We start from the raw sequence: 18,052 nt of genomic DNA, 5'->3' as shown, positions 1-18,052 counted from the left end.
ACCTACCTTTTTTGTTTCGGATCAAGCACATCTCGCAACCCATCACCAAAAATATTAATGGCTATCACTGTTGCGAAAATAGAAAAACCGGGTGGAACCCATAACCACGGACGTTCTTGAAAATCGATCATATTATTTGCCGCATCAATCATATTGCCCCATGTAGGTGTAGGCGGCATAACACCTAGTCCAAAGAAGCTTAATACCGATTCACTAAGAATAGCGCCACCAATATTCAGCGTAGCAATCACTATTAATAATGGGACTAGATTCGGTAATAAATGATTCACCAATTTACGACGATCACGTAATCCTAAAACGATCGTTGCTTGCATAAATTCCCGTTCACGCAAAGATAACAATTGCCCTCTCACCATACGTGCCAGTGAAGGCCAACCTACCAGACTAAGAATAAGCATTACGATATACATTCGGTAATCTGTAGGTACTTTCCATTCTGATAATAAGGCTCCAAAAATAAACAATAACGGCAGACTGGGAATCGTGAGTAGCAGATCAGCGATACGCATAATCACTTGATCAACAATCCCTCGATAATATCCTGCTATCGCTCCTAACAATGTTCCGATAAATACAGACAAAAACATCGATGCAATCCCTACTGTTAACGAGATTCTTCCTGCTTGCATCACACGTGTTAATACATCCCGTCCTAACTTATCGGTTCCCAGCCAGTGATGGATATTAGGCGCTTTATTCATCATTGCCATATTCACTTTATTGTCGGTATACGGCGAAAATAAAGGCCCTACAAAACAAAGCAAAAACATAAACACAACGACTGCAAATCCACCTACAGCCAATTTATTTTTGACTAATTTACGAATCGACTGTCGCCACAAAGACGATTTGACAGCTTGAGGTCTATGGGTAGATACATTCGTCACTTCAGCCTGTATAGATGGCATATGATCCTCCTTAGTCCGCTAGATTTTTACACGCGGATCAGCGACATGATACAAAATATCCGATAATAACGTACCGATAACGGTTAATACAGCAATAAACATCGTAAAGCCCATTAATAGCGGATAATCTCGAACTGTAAATGATTGCATATATAATTGACCTATCCCTGGCCAATTGAAAATTCGTTCAATAATCAGCGACCCACCAAATAGCGCAGGTAATTCAAATCCTACCAGTGTAATCGCAGGCAATAATGCATTACGCAAAGCATGGGTAAATAACACTTTGCGCTCACTCAATCCTTTGGCACGAGCCGTACGGATATAATCTTGCTGAATAACATCAATCATATTACTGCGGAAATAACGGGTTAATGATCCTACACCCAGCAATGTCATAACAATGACCGGCAACGTCATATGATGAATCACTTCTTTTAGATAAGCCATTCCTGTAGCATTGCTACCTGTCGTTAACATGCCTCCCGGCGGTAACCATTTGAAGTCAACCGCCAATATTTTAATCAGAAATAGTCCAATAAAAAACGACGGAATCGACATAGCGGCAAAGATACCGACCATCACGAGCGTATCAAACCATGAATACTGCTTATACGCTGCGATTACACCGATAATCACAGCGATAAGCCACGTTAGAAATGTAGAGACAATCGCTAACAAAAATGAATTCCATACATACTGATTAAATAACGTGAGTACCGGTTGTTGCTTATCCAGCGAATACCCAAAATTCCCATGAAACGCATTGTTCATCCAGATGATATATCGCTCTAATAACGGTTTGTTTAGCCCGTATAACTCACGCAATTCCGCTTTGCGTTCAGGACTTAACTTGATATTACCTGTTATAAAATCCCCCGGAGTTAACGCATACAGGCAAAAGATCAATAACGAAGCTGCTAATAAAATAAACAGAGTATACGCTAGACGCTTGATTAAATAGCTACTCATATGCTCAACTCCTTGTTACCGATTACTTCAAATTCCATTGCGGTACACTTGATGCAATACCGTTAAATGGACTGACTGTTAAGTCTTGAATACGTCCGTTATAGGCATAGACCACTTTTTTGTAGTTGGTGAAAATAACAGGTAGATCATCATTTAATAATTTGAAAATGTCTGCATAGATTTTTTTGCGTTGTTCAATATCATTGGTTGCTAATGCTTCGTTGTATAATTTCACAAATTCAGGATTATCATACCCTTTGATCTCTCCATCCAAAAATTGCACTAATCCATCTGAAGGATCGGTTAACATCGGTGTCGAGAATGAAGCTAGATCATAATCTCCGCCTTCGACTTTGGAAGCAAGTGAGTTAAAGTCTGCAAATACTTCCGGTTGGAAATCAACGCCGATCGCTTTGAAGTTTTCTGTAGCGACAGCGATAAAGATATCCGTTTGTGGACTTTTGGAACCTAGATAATGAAGAGTCAGCTTTTGGCCATCTTTTTCACGAATACCATCTGCTCCAGCGACCCAACCTGCTTCATCGAGCAATTGATTCGCTTTTTCTGCGCTATAGGCATAAGGATTAATACCCTCTGTTGTATATGCCCATGAGATAGGAGCCGCAGGAATATTAGCTATTTCTCCTGCCCCTTGATTCGCGTCTACATAAATACTTTGACGATCCAATCCGTAAGCAATCGCTTGACGTACTTTTTTATCTTTCAAAGCTTCATGTTCCAGATTGGCTTGTAAAAAGCTGTACGTGCTTGGTGTATACGGCAAAATATCTACAAATCCCAAACTTTTGAGTTTATCGATATTTTCTTGTGTCGCACTAAAGGAAGCAAAATCAATTTCCCCTGTCTCCACATACTGCCAGGTATCTCCTTCTGATGTTTTGTAGATAAAGTTTTTTGTTTTGGGAGCGCCTTTGAAATAATTCTCATTAGCTGTAAAACGCACTTCTTGTCCCGGAATAAATTTGGTTAATACATACGGTCCATTCCCAAGTGGAGTCTGATGTAACTTTTTGATATATTCCAGTTCGCCGAATTTATAGTCTTTGCCATAATAAGCTTTGGACAATACATCGCTACCTAACGTCAATAGTGCAGTTGCATTAGGCTTCGCAATCGTAACTGAAATAGTCTGTGGATCAATAACTTTAATACCAGAGATAGTAGACGCTTTGCCAGCTTTGTAATCTGCTCCACCTACGATGCCTAATGTTGGAATAAGCGAATCATTGTCATACGATTTGTCATGCAAAATCGTCCATGTGAACGCTACATCGTCTGCTGTAAGCGGTGAGCCATCACTAAATTTCAAGTTTTTACGCAAATGAAACGTATATGTAAGTTGATCTTTGGACAAGTCCCAACTTTTCGCTAGATTCGGAGCCGGTAGCCCTTTATCATCTGTTGTCACAAGCGGTGCATACAATAATGAAGAGACATTGCCATCATATCCACTTTGATGAAAATAAGGAGTAAACGCTCCGGCTGGATCAGTTAACGCCATAATGATCGTATCTGTACGTTGCTGAGCAGTAGCAGGTAACTTGGTAAGATCAGGTGCTTTGAACAAACTGGTTAGAGCAGTCGTTGGTGATGCTTCGGTTGTACCATTGGCTACTGAAGAACTGCTATTATCAGCTCCTCCACTAGAGCATGCTGTAAATAACAAAGAAGCCATAAGCACGCCGGATAGTAAAGTTACACTTTTTTTCATTATACATTCCCCTAATATTTATTATTCCGACCTGTTAACTATGTTATTAGTCGGTAAAGCTATTATAGGAATCTAAAGCGGTTCTGTAAAGAGAGAACTTAAAATCATTTCCGAAAAAAGTTAATATATAACAGTTGGTGAGATCAGTCGTGTGTTCAATTCTGCTTATATCTCAGCGCACAGCAAAAAGATCGCTCCTGTATAGAAACGATCTAATCGTATATAAATCTTTATTTATTGATTATCTTCAATAAAATGCATTAACATCTGCTGTAGATGATCAATAGCATGAGTTCGCAGACTATAGACAGTGAGCGTTTCTCCTTGAATATGGGCATGAAGTAATCCAGCACTGCGTAACTTGGTCACATGATCATGCGTAATTCCTTTCGATAATCCCAAATAACGTACAATCTCAATAAAGCTACGTGGACCATTATATAGATATTTTAATATTTTCAACCGGCTCTGTTCAGCCAATGCCCGAATGACTCGATATTCATAAGGCGGTAATTCAGAAGAATCGCCCAGATATAATTTGGCGGGATAATGACAGATAACAAATGAATGATATGCATAAATAATATTAAGCGGTTTGAAATGATAATGAGGTACAAGAATCAGACGCTTGAATTCAGCATGCGGTTCAAATACAATACCGTTGGTCACTTCATCTACAAAAGTAGACAGATGATGGTTCTGCATCAATATCGCTTGCTTCTGCTCATATTCTTGTTGCAGCCCTACGATGATCTGCTGATCGATCCGGGAAAAGTAATATTCATTCCATTGTTGGAACAACATCAATATTCGGCTACGCAGACGAGCCACTCCGGTAACCGGCAGTGACGTATGTTCAGCGATTAGTACTTCTAGTTGCTTAACTGTCATATCTTCTATCCATTGTATAAATTGTTCCGGTGTCTTGTGAGGACAACAACAGACCAGCAAAACAATCAATCTCCACTCTGCGTCGATTCCCGTCTGAGCAAGACGCTCTGCAAATGCAGGAGGTAACTGCTCCTCTACCGATTTGGCCCAAGAAGGATCTAAATCGATCTTTTTGTAAGAAGGACGGCAGATATACGTATGCAAGCTGTTAAGACATTCATATAAAGGGTTAAATTGAAGCTCAATTGTATAGGATACTGACTTGGGAACCGTCACCGAATCACTCAATACAGACACAACCTTTCTTGGGCGTATTTTATCGTATCAAGGATAACTTTGGCAATCTCTGATCATAATTGCAGTCAGTTATTGGTTACAAACCACAACAAAAAAAAGCTGTTTCTTTGATTATGATAGCCTTTGTTGATGACTACTTTCTCTAAAGAAACAGCTTTCCGTTATAACCAGATTGAAATAAAGATTATTAACATGAAAATCAATATGTGGATGAAATAGGTTGTTGCTCTGCTTGCTTCAAAGCAACACGCGCTGTATTTGCCAAAAATGTAGCGGTACTGCTTAATGCACGTTCATCTACATCAAATGACGGATGATGCCACTCTTGCGGACCAGACGTACCGACAAAGATAAATACACCTGGCACTTCTTTTTGATAAAATGAAAAGTCTTCGCTTGCTGGTGATACCGCAGGCTCAACCACTTGAAGATTGCTTTGCTCTGCTGCAATCTGGGTTGCACCTGTCCACTGCTCATCATTGAGAACAGGAGGAGGACCGGCTAACCATTTTACTTTGGCAGAAGTTCCAAAAGCAGTGGCTACCCCTTCGACAATCTGTTCAAATCGAGATAGCACTTGCTCCCGTACCTTTTCATCAAATGTACGGATCGTTCCTTGCAGGACAGCGAGATCAGGAATCACATTCCATACATGTCCGCTATTCAACTGGGTCACGCTAATAACAGCACCTTGTTGAGAACTGATATTACGACTAACGATAGATTGTATTGCTGTTACAATATGTGCAGACACCACGATAGGATCAATCCCTGCTTCTGGTACCGCAGCATGTGTACCGACTCCTGTCACTTCTACAATAAATCCATCTGCCGCTGCCATCAGTGCACCATTGCGAATCCCTACTGTGCCTACAGGCAGGTCAGGCTTGTTGTGAAGTCCGAAGATCGCTTGTACACCTTCAAGCGCTCCATTGGTAATTACTTGCTGTGCTCCTTTGGCTTTTTCTTCGGCAGGTTGAAAAATCAATCGCACTCTTCCTTGCAGTTGATGTTCTTGTTCTTTGAGCAAATACGCCGCCCCTAACAAAGAAGCAGTATGAAAATCATGACCACATGCATGCATTTTACCATTTACTTCTGAAGCAAAAGCAAGTCCTGTCTCTTCTTGTACAGGCAAAGCATCAATATCTGCACGTAACGCAATAACCGATTCACCGGTTCCTATTTCTGCAATCACACCTGTTTTCAAATTAGGAAAAGACAAAATCTGAATATCTGCCGCTTCTAACAATTGACGGATATAAGCTGTTGTCTGTATCTCTTCTCCTGATAATTCAGGATGACGATGAATATGTCTACGAATATCGCTAAGTTGCTGTTGAAGCCCTTCTATTAACGCCATGCGCTATTTACACCTCCAATGAAGCTTCTACCTCTGCCTTAACAAAAGCCTGTTGTAATAATTCAAATGAACGCACACGTTTATGAAAATTCTGAATCACTGTATGCACTACCAATTCTTCTATACCATATCGCTGACGAATATCAGACAATTGTTGATACACCGACGAAGGAGAACCTTTGACTACTTTGGCTTCTTTTACTTCAATTCGATATTTTTCAGCAGATTGTCTACCAAATTCTTCGGCTTGTTCGATGGTAGCTACTGTAAGTACTTTACCACTTTCCAGATGAATTTTAACAGATAGATTCTCACCTGCTAATTGAGCAGCTTCTTCTTCGGTCTCAGCGACTATAACAGATAAAGCAAGAATAACATGTGGCTTCGGATATTCGATCGAAGGAACAAATTGTTCACGATAATTACGTACAGCTGTAAGAGCCACTTCTTCATCTCCGTTAATAAATTGGGAGAACACATAGGGTAATCCTAATTTGGCCGCTACTTCTGCACTATTGGAACTCGCTCCAAGTACGAATAGATCAGCAGGTTGCGCAGGATTTGGACTTACATGGATACCTGCTAGCGCATGATCGTCTGCTATTCGATTGTAAATATAATTGCGGGTTTCTATAATTTTATCGGTTAAGCTTACAGCGCTTGTCTGATGATCTCCTTGTAAAGCACGTGTTGATCGGGGTAATCCACCTGGAGCACGTCCTATGCCTAATTCTACTCTGCCCGGTGCAAGTGTAGATAATACATTAAAGTTCTCGGCGACTTTGTACGGACTATAATGTTGCAACATCACTCCACCTGAACCAATCGTAATTTTTTTGGTTTTGGCGAGCAAATAAGAGATCAATACTTCCGGTGAAGAACCAGACACATTAGCAGAATCATGATGCTCGGATACCCAGAATCGACGATACCCCAATTCCTCGGCAATTTGAGCAAGCTCTATCGTATGTCGAAAAGCATCTTCTGCACTTTCTCCTGCAAATCGTGGACTTTGATCCAAAATACCTATCGGAATACTCATCTTCTGTTCCTCCCTCAATCGATCTATGTGTATTATTTTCTAAATAGAATACGTAGCCTGCGGTGTAATACGGCTCAAAAATTGACGGGTACGTTCTTCTTTGGGACGTTGAAAAATCTCTTCCGGTGTTCCTTCTTCTACAACTACGCCACCATCCATAAAGACCACATGATTAGCGACATCTCTGGCAAAATCCATTTCATGTGTTACTACAATCATGGTGATACCTTCTTTAGCTATTTTGCGAATTACACTTAACACCTCACCCACCAGTTCTGGATCAAGTGCTGAAGTCGGTTCATCAAAAAGAATTACTTCTGGATTCAAAGCCAGTGCTCTAGCAATTCCTACACGTTGTTGCTGACCACCGGATAGCTGGCTTGGATAATGATCCAACTTGGTGCCAAGCCCTACTTTCTCAAGTACCTGTACACTGATCTCACGTGCTTTATCTTTGGCTATTTTGCGAACAATCGTTAATCCTTCCATTACATTTTCGAGTGCTGTTTTGTGTTTGAATAGATTATATTGTTGAAATACCATCGCTGTTTGTTGACGTAGCGCATGGATTTCTTTTTTGGTAGGATGCTTCGTATCGACACGTAGATTACCGATTGTAATCTGTCCTGCATCAGGCTTTTCCAAATAATTAATACAGCGCAGTAATGTCGTCTTGCCTGAACCGCTCGGGCCCAAAATGACCACCACTTCACCTTTTTTAACTTGTAGATCGATATGGTGAAGCACTTCCTGTTTGCCAAATGACTTGGATATTTGCTCCAGTTGAATCATATTACATCACACCTCCACGATGATAAGCGTTGAGACGTTTTTCTAACCATCCACTACCCCGTTCGATCAATAAGGTCAGTCCCCAGAACAAGACAGCAGCGGCGATATACGCTTCAAAGTATTTCCAATTGTTCGCAGCAACTACCAGTGCTTGGGCGTTAATTTCTATAACAGAGATCGTATAAGCAAGTGTAGATCCATGTAACATCCCAATCACTGAATTGGACAAATTCGGAAGGCTGACTGCTAACGCTTGTGGTAATACGATTCGGCGTAACGCTTGTGGTGTTGTCATGCCAATCGAATGAGCCGCTTCGATCTGTCCACGATCTACAGCAACAATACCTGCTCGTACCACTTCAGACATATATGCTCCTGCTGTAATCGAAAATGCGATAAATACAAATCCAATGAGCGGAATCGATGCCGAAGTAAATGACCATCCTAAGTGAGTAGATACACTATCGATCAGAATCGGTAAGCCAAAATAAATTAACAATAAATGCATCAACATCGGTGTACCGCGTATAAAAGTCACGTAAGCGGTAGAAAGTTGAGACAATCCAGGAATTCGATAAATTCGACATAAGGCTACCCCCGTTCCTATCAATAGACCGCAGATTACAGATACGAAAGTAATCATAAGCGTAGTCGGTAATGCTTTAAAAAGGCTTAGAAAGGCTGTCCACATAAACGATGGATCCAGTGTCATCCACTTCTACCTCCTTTGCTAAGTGCAGATACAGGACGGGTTAGCCATTTGCGTCCCATCACTTTAGAACTCTGCCTTACACTTGCTTCATGACGATGTAGACGACGTTCTAACCAGAGGAATCCTTGTTCCAAGATCATACTGATTACAAAGTAGATCAAAGATAAAGCAATATATGTCTCTACAAAATGTTGTGTAGCTGTTCCTAACGTCTGTGATCTGCCTGTCATTTCCATCACACCTAGAGTAAACGCAAGTGAAGTGTCTTTCAGATTGCCGATCACCAGATTACCAAATAACGGAATACTGATCGCTAACGCTTGTGGCAAAATAATACGTGTAAACGTCTGATATCCGCTCATGCCTATGGATTGCGCGGCTTCAATCTGTCCTTTATCTACTGCACTGACTGAAGCTCTTATCATTTCAGAGACAAAAGCTCCACTGTTCAGTGCATAAGCCAGAATCACAAAGTACAACACTGCTACTCTAGAAATATCAATATTGATCCATTGTAGAATCGTCGGCAGTCCATAATAGATCAGAAATAATTGAATCAGAATCGGTGTCCCGCGAAAAAAGGAGACATACACTTGCGAGATACGCTTAAGTACAGGCACATTGTATAGACGGGGTAACGCGACAAGCATTCCGATAATAAGACCTAGTAGAATCGAGCTGCCTACAATGAGCAGTGTTATATTGAGATAAGCTAATAATTTAGGAATAAAATCAAACACATAGGTAATATCGAATTTTCTGCTCATGTATGATGTGCTCCTTTCTACTAGCTATTTATTATTTATTTGGTTACTTTGGCTTCTTCTAACGTTTTGGTGAAGTCATCGCCTAACCATTGTTCGCTTAATTTTTTGAGTGTTCCATCTGCTTTGATTTCTGTGATCGCTTGATCGATCTCATCTGCCAGAGGTTGCTCATCTTTGCGGAACACGAAAAAGACATTGGATTGATTTAACGGTTCTCCGACTGTTTTGAGTGCTACATTACCGTCTGCATCTGTATTGAAACGATTAGCAAAATCTGTCGTAATCGTGGCATCTACCCGTCCTGATACGATTTGTTGAACAGTATCATTGGCTGCTCCACTACTATAGACAACATCTATACCGTTGTTATGTGTCTTGTTATATTCATTAAGTAGGTAAGCCGCATTACTTGTAGCTCCTGTAAGCACTTTTTTCCCGACCAGATCATCTAATCCTTTAATCGCATTATTATCTTTCGCAACAGCTACACGATTAAGGAAAATGCTATATGGCACTTTGTTAAACAGATATTTTTGTTCACGTTCAGGATTCGTCTCCATCTGGTGAGCGACAAAATCTATTTTGTTTGTTTCTAAGCTTAGTAGCAGATTTGAGAATTCCATCGTTTTAAATTCAAATTCTACATCTGGTAGACGTTTATCGATCTCACGTACCAATTCCACATCGTATCCGGTAAGCTTGCCATTTTCATCAATAAAGCAGACATTCGGAAAGGCTGTACCTGTACCGACGATAATTTTTTTGACACCACCTGTAGACGCTGTTGCATTATTGCTATCTGATGCAGAAGATGTTCCTCCTGCTGAACCTCCACTTGATTCGCTAACAGATGCGCAACCCGATAGTACCAGCATCCAAACAACTGCCCATAATGTAAGTACTGTTAACCCTGTTTTTTTTCTCATTTTCTTCTTCCCCCTAATTCATATCAACTTAATCGGATTTAGCATGTGATAAATCTATCATCGTCCTTTCTCAGCGTCAATGACCTGGATAATAGGAAAGTTCTATCGGTGTATTGAACAAATCAATAGGTGTGAGGGAAACAAATGATAGGTAGAAGTGTGCAATAGAGTACAGGCGCTATGAGGGTAGATTATTCTTGTCGTCGCTGGTAAAAGAATATCCCTTAAATTTACCGCTTTGCGGTGGGGATATTCTTTTAAATGCGAGCGCTTCGCTCTTTCAGAATGAATCTTCCCTCTTCGCTTGTGCTTGGTGGGATGATGGTAACAGATGACATGCTACTTGGGTGGTGCATTTGTTTCCCTTGTGGGAGGGTAGCAAGTAAAGATAAAGATGATGTTAGTTGGAAAGATTAGGCGTATTGCGTCATCTTTATATTGATTTGTTCTATAGGTCATTCATTTGCTATAAGATATGCATGTGAAATGGTGGTTGTTTTTGATTACTTTTTTGTTGTCTATATTGATTATGATTTGTGGATATCGATTATTGATTTTTAGAAAGATACGTTTGTCTTTCCTTCTACTCTTTTCGTTAGATGGTAGAGTGAAGTAGTGATTGGTCGGGTTGTTGGCTACGGAAGTAGTCGTTTTCGTGTAGTAATTCGGCTAGTGTGGTAGCGAATGTTGATGGTTGTTCTTTTAGTGTGATTAGACTGGTCTGTAAAGAGATTCCTGTGACTTCTGGAATATAGATCGGTACCAGGTCGCCACGCATCACTTCTTCATGCACACTAAGTCCGGGTAAAAAGGCGATGCCTGCTTTTTGTAATACTAGCTTTTTGGCAGTTTCAGAATGATCGACATGGAAAGCGATATCTGGCGGAAATTCAAGACTTTCGAATACACGATGAATCCGAAGCCAATCTAATGATCCGCATTCAAAGAAAATTAAAGGTTGTTCCTGCAATGATGCGATCGTTGCACGTCCTTTTTGTACAAATGGATGATCTTTGTATACATATAGTGAAATAGGATCTTCGTAAAAAGAAACTGTTCGAATCGCCGGATGCATCACTTTACGGACGAACCCGATATCGATTTCTTTGTTCATTAATTTATGCAACAGTTGATCAGTCGTTGAAGTGATCAGCTTAAAATTGGTTTGTGGATATTTTTGTTTGAGTTTGGGAAGCAGTTCAGGAATAACATAATTAGAGACAGCTACAGTACAACCGATGGTCAGCTCCTGTGGTGTGACTTTTGCTGTTTGAATACGTTGTTTGCCTTTTTGGATCACTTGTAAGACTTGCTGTGCATACGGTAGAAATCTTCTTCCTTCTTCGGTCAATAAAATTTGTCGACCCAGACGTTCAAATAATTTGCAGCCAAGTTCTCTTTCTAATGTCTGGATACGTGCTGATACAGACGGTTGAGAAAGGAATAACACTTCTGCTGCTTTATTAAAACTGCCATAATGGTTGATATAGACAAATGCCTCTATATTTTCAATATTCATCATTCCATCCCCTTTCTTACTTTTCCCATTAACTAACTTGGTTTTATGTATCATATTCCCTGTTTTGACACTTGTCAACGGAAGAATATGCAATTTGAAATAACCCGTCACCCCTTATGACCACTGGGATCAGGAGCAACGGGCACTTCTTTAACTTATCACCATTTTGGGAAAATCGTTTATACTTAAATTAGATGATAGCACAGCGTATTAAACACGACTTACACTTTTAACGTTTTAGCTTGATACCGATTCTGTGGAATAGGCACTCCCAAATTTTCACGTAATGTATCGTACTCATAATCTTGACGATAAATCCCCTTCGCTTGCAAAATAGGCACAACCAAATCTACAAAATCGTGTAATCCGCTTGGAAGATCCGAGTGAATAATAAATCCATCCGATCCTTTTTCCAGAAACCATTCTTCGATTTGATTAGCGATCTGCTCCGGTGTACCGATAAAATTTCCACGCGGTGTAGCTGCTTGTAATGCAACTTCGCGTAAAGTTAGACCACGCTCACGCGCATCTTTTTTAATTTTATCTGTTCCACTACGGAAACTATTACTTCCGATATCATGTAAGTCTGGAAAAGGCTCATCCAATGGATATTGTGAAAAGTCATGATGATCAAAAAAGCGTCCTAAAAAATCAAGTGCTTTATCAATCGTCACCAGATCAGCAATTTCGCGATATTTCTGCTCGGCTTCAGCTTCGGTTCTGCCAATAATAGGCGATATCCCTGGCAAGACTAATAACTCTTCTTCCTGACGACCATACTGAACTGCACGCTTTTTCACATCGGTATAAAAGGCTTGCGCATCACTTAAAGTCTCTTGCCCGGTAAAGATCGCATCGGCTGATTGGGCGGCTAGATTTCTGCCATCTTCTGAAGAACCTGCTTGGAAAATGACAGGCTGTCCTTGACGGGATCGTCCGATATTCAAAGGACCTTGAACAGAAAAATGCTTCCCTTGATGATTAAGTGTATGCAGTTTCTCAGGATCAAAAAAGACACCGGACTCTTTATCTCTAACAAAAGCATCTTCTTCCCATGAATCCCATAATCCTTTGGTTACTTCTAGATATTCAGCCGCAATCTGATACCGTTCAGGATGAGAAGGATGGTCGCCTCGACTGTAGTTACGTGCCGATCCTTCAAGTGGAGATGTGACCACATTCCATCCAGCACGTCCTCCACTGATATGATCGATCGAAGACAATTGACGTGCCACAGTAAATGGCTCGCTATAGCTGGTAGATATTGTTCCTACTAACCCGATTCGGGAAGTGACTGCTGCAAGCGCAGACAATATCGTAACCGGCTCAAATCGATTCAAAAAGTGTGGTAATGACTTTTCATTGATAAACAATCCGTCGGCAATAAAGACCAGATCGAACTTGCCTTCTTCTGCTTTGAGCGTCTGCCGTTTGTAGAAGTCAAAGCTTACACTTGCATCACTTTGTACCTCGGGATGTCGCCATGTAGACATACTTCCTCCAATCCCATGGATGATTGCCCCAAATTTCAATTGTCGTTTGTGATTGGTCATCATTGATCACTCCTTCTTTTTATCGTTACGATCGATAATAGTTTATAGAATATTTATAGTCAGTATTTCAGTATTATTGGAAGATTAAATTACGGTTGCTGAGGATTGAGCTGATTCTGCTTCTTGAGCTAACAACTGAGCCAACCCTTCCAAATCAGTTTCTAAAAATGCAGTATATGTGCCATTACGACCTACTTCGACGACAGGCACATGCCGGATACCGTATTTAGCTTCAAGTACATCGCGTAGACCATCGTTACCTGCAACTTCTAGATTGGTATAATGATGATTATTTAATTTTAGATAGTTCTTAATCTCCCCGCAGAAGTGGCATCCTGTTTTACTCCACAAAATAATATGTTGACCTTGATTTGCAGTAGTTTCAATTGTTGATGACATGTCGTTGTCCTCCTCTGAATATAGGTGTGCATTACAATAAAAGTGATTCTTTTGGAAATAGGTTTGGCATTTGAATTATATCTTATAATTCCGACCTATTAAGTTGGTTAAGATTACATAAAGTCTAGCACCCTGCTGTCCACAGCGTCAATTGATTACTATATCAATACATTCTATACATGTATCAAAATCTTCTATCATTGTAGTTAAAGTCTTTACCTATCTCATATTACCTCCACCTAGCGATTGATTTTCACCTTTTCAAAACCGATCATTATGATGACGAAAAGTGTGCGCTATTAAGATATAGTTAACTAGGCTTCTTCTGTATAATAAGAATATGTTGTACTTGATTATATTTAAATCTGAATCACTTCTTATGACATGCTAAAATAGAAATCAGTATTTGATGTGAAAGGAAGTCAAACTTTGCAAAAATCACAAGATTTCTTAAAGTATTTATTTTTATTCCGTTTATTATTAACGATGATTATTATTTATAATCTAACCATTTATTATATGGATCATTCTTTTCTTGTGTGGATGCTGTTTTTTGTCACGATGTGTTTTTACGTATTTATGCTATGGTCTAGTATTAAATTGTCGATTACTTATATTATCGTTTTTACGCTTTTTTTGTTCTCAATGATCTGGCTTTCTGCTTATATTTCCAAAGAACCTCAAGATTATAATTCTGTTCTATGGGCATGGTTTGTGATATTAAGCTTTATTTCAAGTCGAGAGCAAAAAGTAGCGACTATAGTATTGATTATAGTAGGCGTAGTGATGTTAATTTCCGGGCTAGACAATGGTTATCCGTATAGTCTGATTGTTGTGCTTGCCAGTATCTATTTTGGCATTCACAGTCTTAGCCGTTATATTGGTGTGCTGAAGATTAACAGTGAACAACTTAAAGAACTGGAACAAGTTCATATGGAGCTACAACGAACTTATGCAGAATTGCAGGACAGTACCGTCCAATCGATACGATATGCTGCATTAACCGAACGTACGCGGATAGCAGGAGAGATTCACGATGGATTAGGTCATCATTTCACTTCACTTATTGTACAGATGCAAGCTTTGAAATGGATGATCAAGCAAGATCCTGAACGCGCTGAATCGACTGTCGATCAGTTGCTAGATGTATCCAGACAAGGTCTTGCCGAAGTTCGTAGTGTGGTGAAAGATTGGTCTGTGCACGAAGGTGGTATCGAAGGTCTGCAAGAATTAGCGACTCAGATCACCCATCGTGCAGGGTTACAATTAAGCTTTAACGCTCAAGGGACTTTTAGTATATGGGGCGAATTAATTGATAGCGTATTATATCGTGTATTACAAGAGTCATTAACTAATATTATTCGCCATGCTGAAGCCAGTACGGTTGAGATTACTATTACTGAGACTGCTCAGCATGTCCAACTTTCAATCGCTGATGATGGTAAGTATCGTAGAGATCAACCGTTACAATACGGATTCGGTATCCAAAATATGATTCGCCGTTGCGAAACAATACATGGTCAATGTACATTTGCTGCTCGTCCACAAGGCGGTCTCTGGATCAAAGTGACACTGCCTCTGAATAATCACCCGATCACTAAAAATTAAATGAATCAAGGAGAATCTCTATATGAGTTCAACAGAGCCTATACGTATTATGTTAGCAGATGATCAAGCTCTTATCCGGCAAGGGATTCGTTATGTACTTGATCTACAAGCCGATATGCAAGTGGTTGCTGAAGCCGCAACAGGTCAAGAAGCGATCCAATTAGCATTACAATATCGTCCACACCTTATTTTAATGGATATCCAGATGCCTGAATTGTCAGGTATAGATGCTACCCGCCGTATTCTATCGGTACATCCTGAGATCAAAATTATTCTATTAACTACATTTGATGTTCAAGACTATGTGATTGATGGTATACGTGCAGGTGCTTCTGGTTATTTGCTCAAAGATATTGATATGAATGATATGATTGTCGGGATTCGGTCGATTCTGGCAGGCGGTGCAATCTATAATAGTACAACTGCTGGAGGAGCACTCATTCAATTATTAGGTGAAAATGAATCGGCATACCCACCCAACTCTTCCTATGTTCCAGCGCCTGTGTTAGAGCCATTAACAGATCGTGAACTAGAAGTATTGCAAGCGATGGCTTATGGCAGACGTAATTTTGAAATTGCAGAAGAATTATATGTATCTGAAAGTACGATCAAAACACATGTGCATAATATTATTCAAAAGTTAGGTGTAAAAGACCGTACACAAGCTGTCGTGACTGCAATCCGTCAGCAGTTGGTAAAATAGTTCATCTATCTATGGATTAGAATATATACAAAAAAAAGTCAGTTTACGTTGAGTGTTTTCTCTCTCGGTAAACTGACTTTTTTTGATATACTGCTATTTATTGTATTTGCTTTATTACCCTTTGACCGATCCTGCCGTCATTCCTGTAACAAAGAAACGTTGTAAGAAAATAAACAGAATAACCATCGGTACTGCGGTAATCACCACTCCTGTTAATAGCAACGTATAGTCGGTGACATACTCGCCGCGGAACTGCATCAAAGCTAGTGGCAATGTTAATTTGTCAGTACTGTTAATCAGCAACATTGGAATCAATAGATCATTCCAGACCATTACAAATAGAAATGCGGCAGTTGCTGCCAGCGAAGGCCCGGATAACGGTAAGACTAGACGCCAGTAAATTTTCCATTCACTTGCACCATCAATACTACCCGCTTCCATCATCTCTTTGCTTAACATTTCCATAAATCCTGTTAGTGTAAATACAGTTAAAGGCAATAACCCTGCTGCCGTTACTAGAACCAATGCACCAAGATTATCAGACCAGCCGATTTGGCGTACTAATGAATACAGTGGCAACATACTAACCTGTGACGGAATAATTAAGCCGGCTACAAAATAAACAAAAGTATATCTTCCCATACGTCCACCTAGACGAATAATCGCATACGCAATCAGACTGCCTAGAAATAGATCAAGAGCAACAGTACTTAGTGTCACACGAGCACTATTCCAGAAATACTGCCACATCGGTTGAGCATCAAAAATCGATATAAAATTTTGAATCGTCCAGGGATTCGGCCAGCTTAATGGATTAGCAAAAAATGCCTGACTTGTTTTGAACGAAGATGTGATTACAAAATACAATGGTGCTGCTACAAGCAGAGCATACAGCACCATAATGATACGTCCGATCCATTTCATCGCAGTTCACCATCCTGCTGCTTATCTATTCGGCGTTCGATCATCCGTTAGCACCGCCTCTACGAAGAGCTTTAAATTGCGCCATCGTTAACAGTCCTAGCAGTACAAGGAAAATCATCGAACCTGCGGAGGCTAGACCAAATGAATAATTCGAGAACGCCAGATGATAAATGTACGTTGTCAGAATTTCGGTCGCATAGTTAGGCCCACCATCTGTCATAACAAAGATCAGATCAAACGCTTTGAATGATTGAATCGTTGTGTACGATACAACAATCGTTGCAGATGGTGCAAGTAATGGCCATGTGACTTTGCGGAAAATCTGGAAACGTGTCGCTCCATCAATACGTGCTGCTTCCATTAACTCTTCTGGAATCGCATGTAGACCGGCAATAAAGACAATCATCATCTGTCCGGCATGCGCCCATATTTGCACAAATGCAATAGCATACAATGCTATATTCGCATCTCCTGTCCAGCTCGCTGTAAATTGCTCCAATCCACCACTAGTTAAAGCAGTATTTAACAATCCGAGAGAAGGATCATAAATAAACGACCAGATTAACCCTACCGATACAGACGATAAGATCGCTGGAAAAAAGTACAATGCACGTAGAAACACACGAGTACGTGTATTTTTAGCAAGAATTAATGCAAGAACCAACGACACAATCGTCTGAATAATAACAACCGTTAACATAAATTTCACATTATTAAAAAATGCTTTGCGAAACACAATACTATCGAAGCTATCTTTATAATTAGATATCCCTACAAAATCGTAAGAAGTCGATACGCCATCCCAATTGGTAAAAGAATAAAATAAACCAGATACGGCTGGATAAACAAATAGCCCTGTATATAATAACAGTCCGGGTAGCATAAAGAACCAAAGTGTTTTGCGATTCATCATAAGTTCCTAT

At 40.0% G+C, this 18,052-nt stretch carries 17 protein-coding genes; 2 read left to right on the top strand and 15 right to left on the bottom strand.

Annotated features, from left to right (window positions below; genetic code table 11):
• Nucleotides 1-2: 2 nt before the first annotated feature.
• The 13 genes from opp4C to QCD85_RS18205 all read right to left on the bottom strand — a co-directional run bounded on the left by opp4C (nt 3) and on the right by QCD85_RS18205 (nt 13,894).
• Entirely contained in the window at nt 3-929 is a 927-nt protein-coding gene (gene opp4C / locus QCD85_RS18265; protein WP_273616089.1) for an oligopeptide ABC transporter permease, read from the bottom strand.
• Nucleotides 930-947: 18 nt separating this feature from the next.
• Nucleotides 948-1,901: an ABC transporter permease gene (locus QCD85_RS18260; protein ID WP_301263474.1), complete on the bottom strand. Its 954-nt coding sequence runs from the start codon at nt 1,899-1,901 to the stop codon at nt 948-950.
• Between the two features lie 22 nt (nt 1,902-1,923).
• A complete protein-coding gene (locus QCD85_RS18255) occupies nt 1,924-3,633 on the bottom strand; it encodes an ABC transporter substrate-binding protein (RefSeq protein WP_301263473.1) in 1,710 nt (569 codons plus the stop codon).
• Between the two features lie 234 nt (nt 3,634-3,867).
• On the bottom strand, nt 3,868-4,812 hold the full coding sequence (locus tag QCD85_RS18250) for an ArsR/SmtB family transcription factor (protein WP_301263472.1): 945 nt from the start codon (nt 4,810-4,812) through the stop codon (nt 3,868-3,870).
• Between the two features lie 208 nt (nt 4,813-5,020).
• The gene (locus tag QCD85_RS18245) at nt 5,021-6,184 is read right to left on the bottom strand and encodes an amidohydrolase (RefSeq protein WP_301263471.1); all 1,164 of its coding nucleotides are present in this window, start codon (nt 6,182-6,184) and stop codon (nt 5,021-5,023) included.
• 7 nt (nt 6,185-6,191) lie between these two features.
• Complete coding sequence (locus QCD85_RS18240; RefSeq protein ID WP_301263470.1) at nt 6,192-7,226, bottom strand: LLM class flavin-dependent oxidoreductase; 1,035 nt, start codon at nt 7,224-7,226, stop codon at nt 6,192-6,194.
• A gap of 39 nt (nt 7,227-7,265) precedes the next feature.
• Nucleotides 7,266-8,018: an amino acid ABC transporter ATP-binding protein gene (locus QCD85_RS18235; RefSeq protein ID WP_274170086.1), complete on the bottom strand. Its 753-nt coding sequence runs from the start codon at nt 8,016-8,018 to the stop codon at nt 7,266-7,268.
• A 1-nt stretch (nt 8,019) separates the two neighbouring features.
• Entirely contained in the window at nt 8,020-8,730 is a 711-nt protein-coding gene (locus QCD85_RS18230; RefSeq protein ID WP_301263469.1) for an amino acid ABC transporter permease, read from the bottom strand.
• Complete coding sequence (locus tag QCD85_RS18225) at nt 8,727-9,497, bottom strand: amino acid ABC transporter permease (RefSeq protein WP_301263468.1); 771 nt, start codon at nt 9,495-9,497, stop codon at nt 8,727-8,729. Before QCD85_RS18225 ends, QCD85_RS18230 begins: the two co-directional genes overlap by 4 nt.
• Nucleotides 9,498-9,532: 35 nt before the next feature.
• A complete protein-coding gene (locus QCD85_RS18220; protein WP_441005632.1) occupies nt 9,533-10,423 on the bottom strand; it encodes a transporter substrate-binding domain-containing protein in 891 nt (296 codons plus the stop codon).
• A gap of 595 nt (nt 10,424-11,018) precedes the next feature.
• The gene (locus QCD85_RS18215; RefSeq protein WP_273616080.1) at nt 11,019-11,942 is read right to left on the bottom strand and encodes a LysR family transcriptional regulator; all 924 of its coding nucleotides are present in this window, start codon (nt 11,940-11,942) and stop codon (nt 11,019-11,021) included.
• 221 nt (nt 11,943-12,163) lie between these two features.
• A complete protein-coding gene (locus QCD85_RS18210; protein WP_373461957.1) occupies nt 12,164-13,495 on the bottom strand; it encodes an LLM class flavin-dependent oxidoreductase in 1,332 nt (443 codons plus the stop codon).
• 84 nt (nt 13,496-13,579) lie between these two features.
• Nucleotides 13,580-13,894: a glutaredoxin family protein gene (locus QCD85_RS18205; protein ID WP_301263466.1), complete on the bottom strand. Its 315-nt coding sequence runs from the start codon at nt 13,892-13,894 to the stop codon at nt 13,580-13,582.
• 429 nt (nt 13,895-14,323) lie between these two features.
• On the opposite strand from QCD85_RS18205, the gene QCD85_RS18200 reads away from it, so the two are divergent.
• Both QCD85_RS18200 and QCD85_RS18195 read left to right on the top strand, forming a co-directional pair.
• Nucleotides 14,324-15,502: a sensor histidine kinase gene (locus tag QCD85_RS18200; protein ID WP_301263465.1), complete on the top strand. Its 1,179-nt coding sequence runs from the start codon at nt 14,324-14,326 to the stop codon at nt 15,500-15,502.
• 22 nt (nt 15,503-15,524) lie between these two features.
• Complete coding sequence (locus QCD85_RS18195; protein WP_273616076.1) at nt 15,525-16,205, top strand: response regulator; 681 nt, start codon at nt 15,525-15,527, stop codon at nt 16,203-16,205.
• Nucleotides 16,206-16,319: 114 nt separating this feature from the next.
• Here the strand turns inward: QCD85_RS18195 and QCD85_RS18190 are convergent, their stop codons facing one another.
• Nucleotides 16,320-17,129 carry a carbohydrate ABC transporter permease gene (locus tag QCD85_RS18190; RefSeq protein WP_273616075.1) on the bottom strand — a complete coding sequence of 270 codons (810 nt, stop codon included), beginning with the start codon at nt 17,127-17,129 and terminating at the stop codon, nt 16,320-16,322.
• Nucleotides 17,130-17,169: 40 nt separating this feature from the next.
• Nucleotides 17,170-18,042 (bottom strand): carbohydrate ABC transporter permease, encoded by an 873-nt coding sequence (locus QCD85_RS18185; RefSeq protein ID WP_273616074.1) that lies wholly within the window; start codon nt 18,040-18,042, stop codon nt 17,170-17,172.
• Nucleotides 18,043-18,052: the final 10 nt, after the last annotated feature.

This window comes from Paenibacillus sp. PsM32 (assembly GCF_030433815.1).
Lineage (GTDB): Bacteria > Bacillota > Bacilli > Paenibacillales > Paenibacillaceae > Saccharibacillus > Saccharibacillus kyungheensis.
The sequence above is the reverse complement of the archived record's forward strand: the minus strand, read 5'-3'. Positions and strand labels throughout refer to the sequence as shown.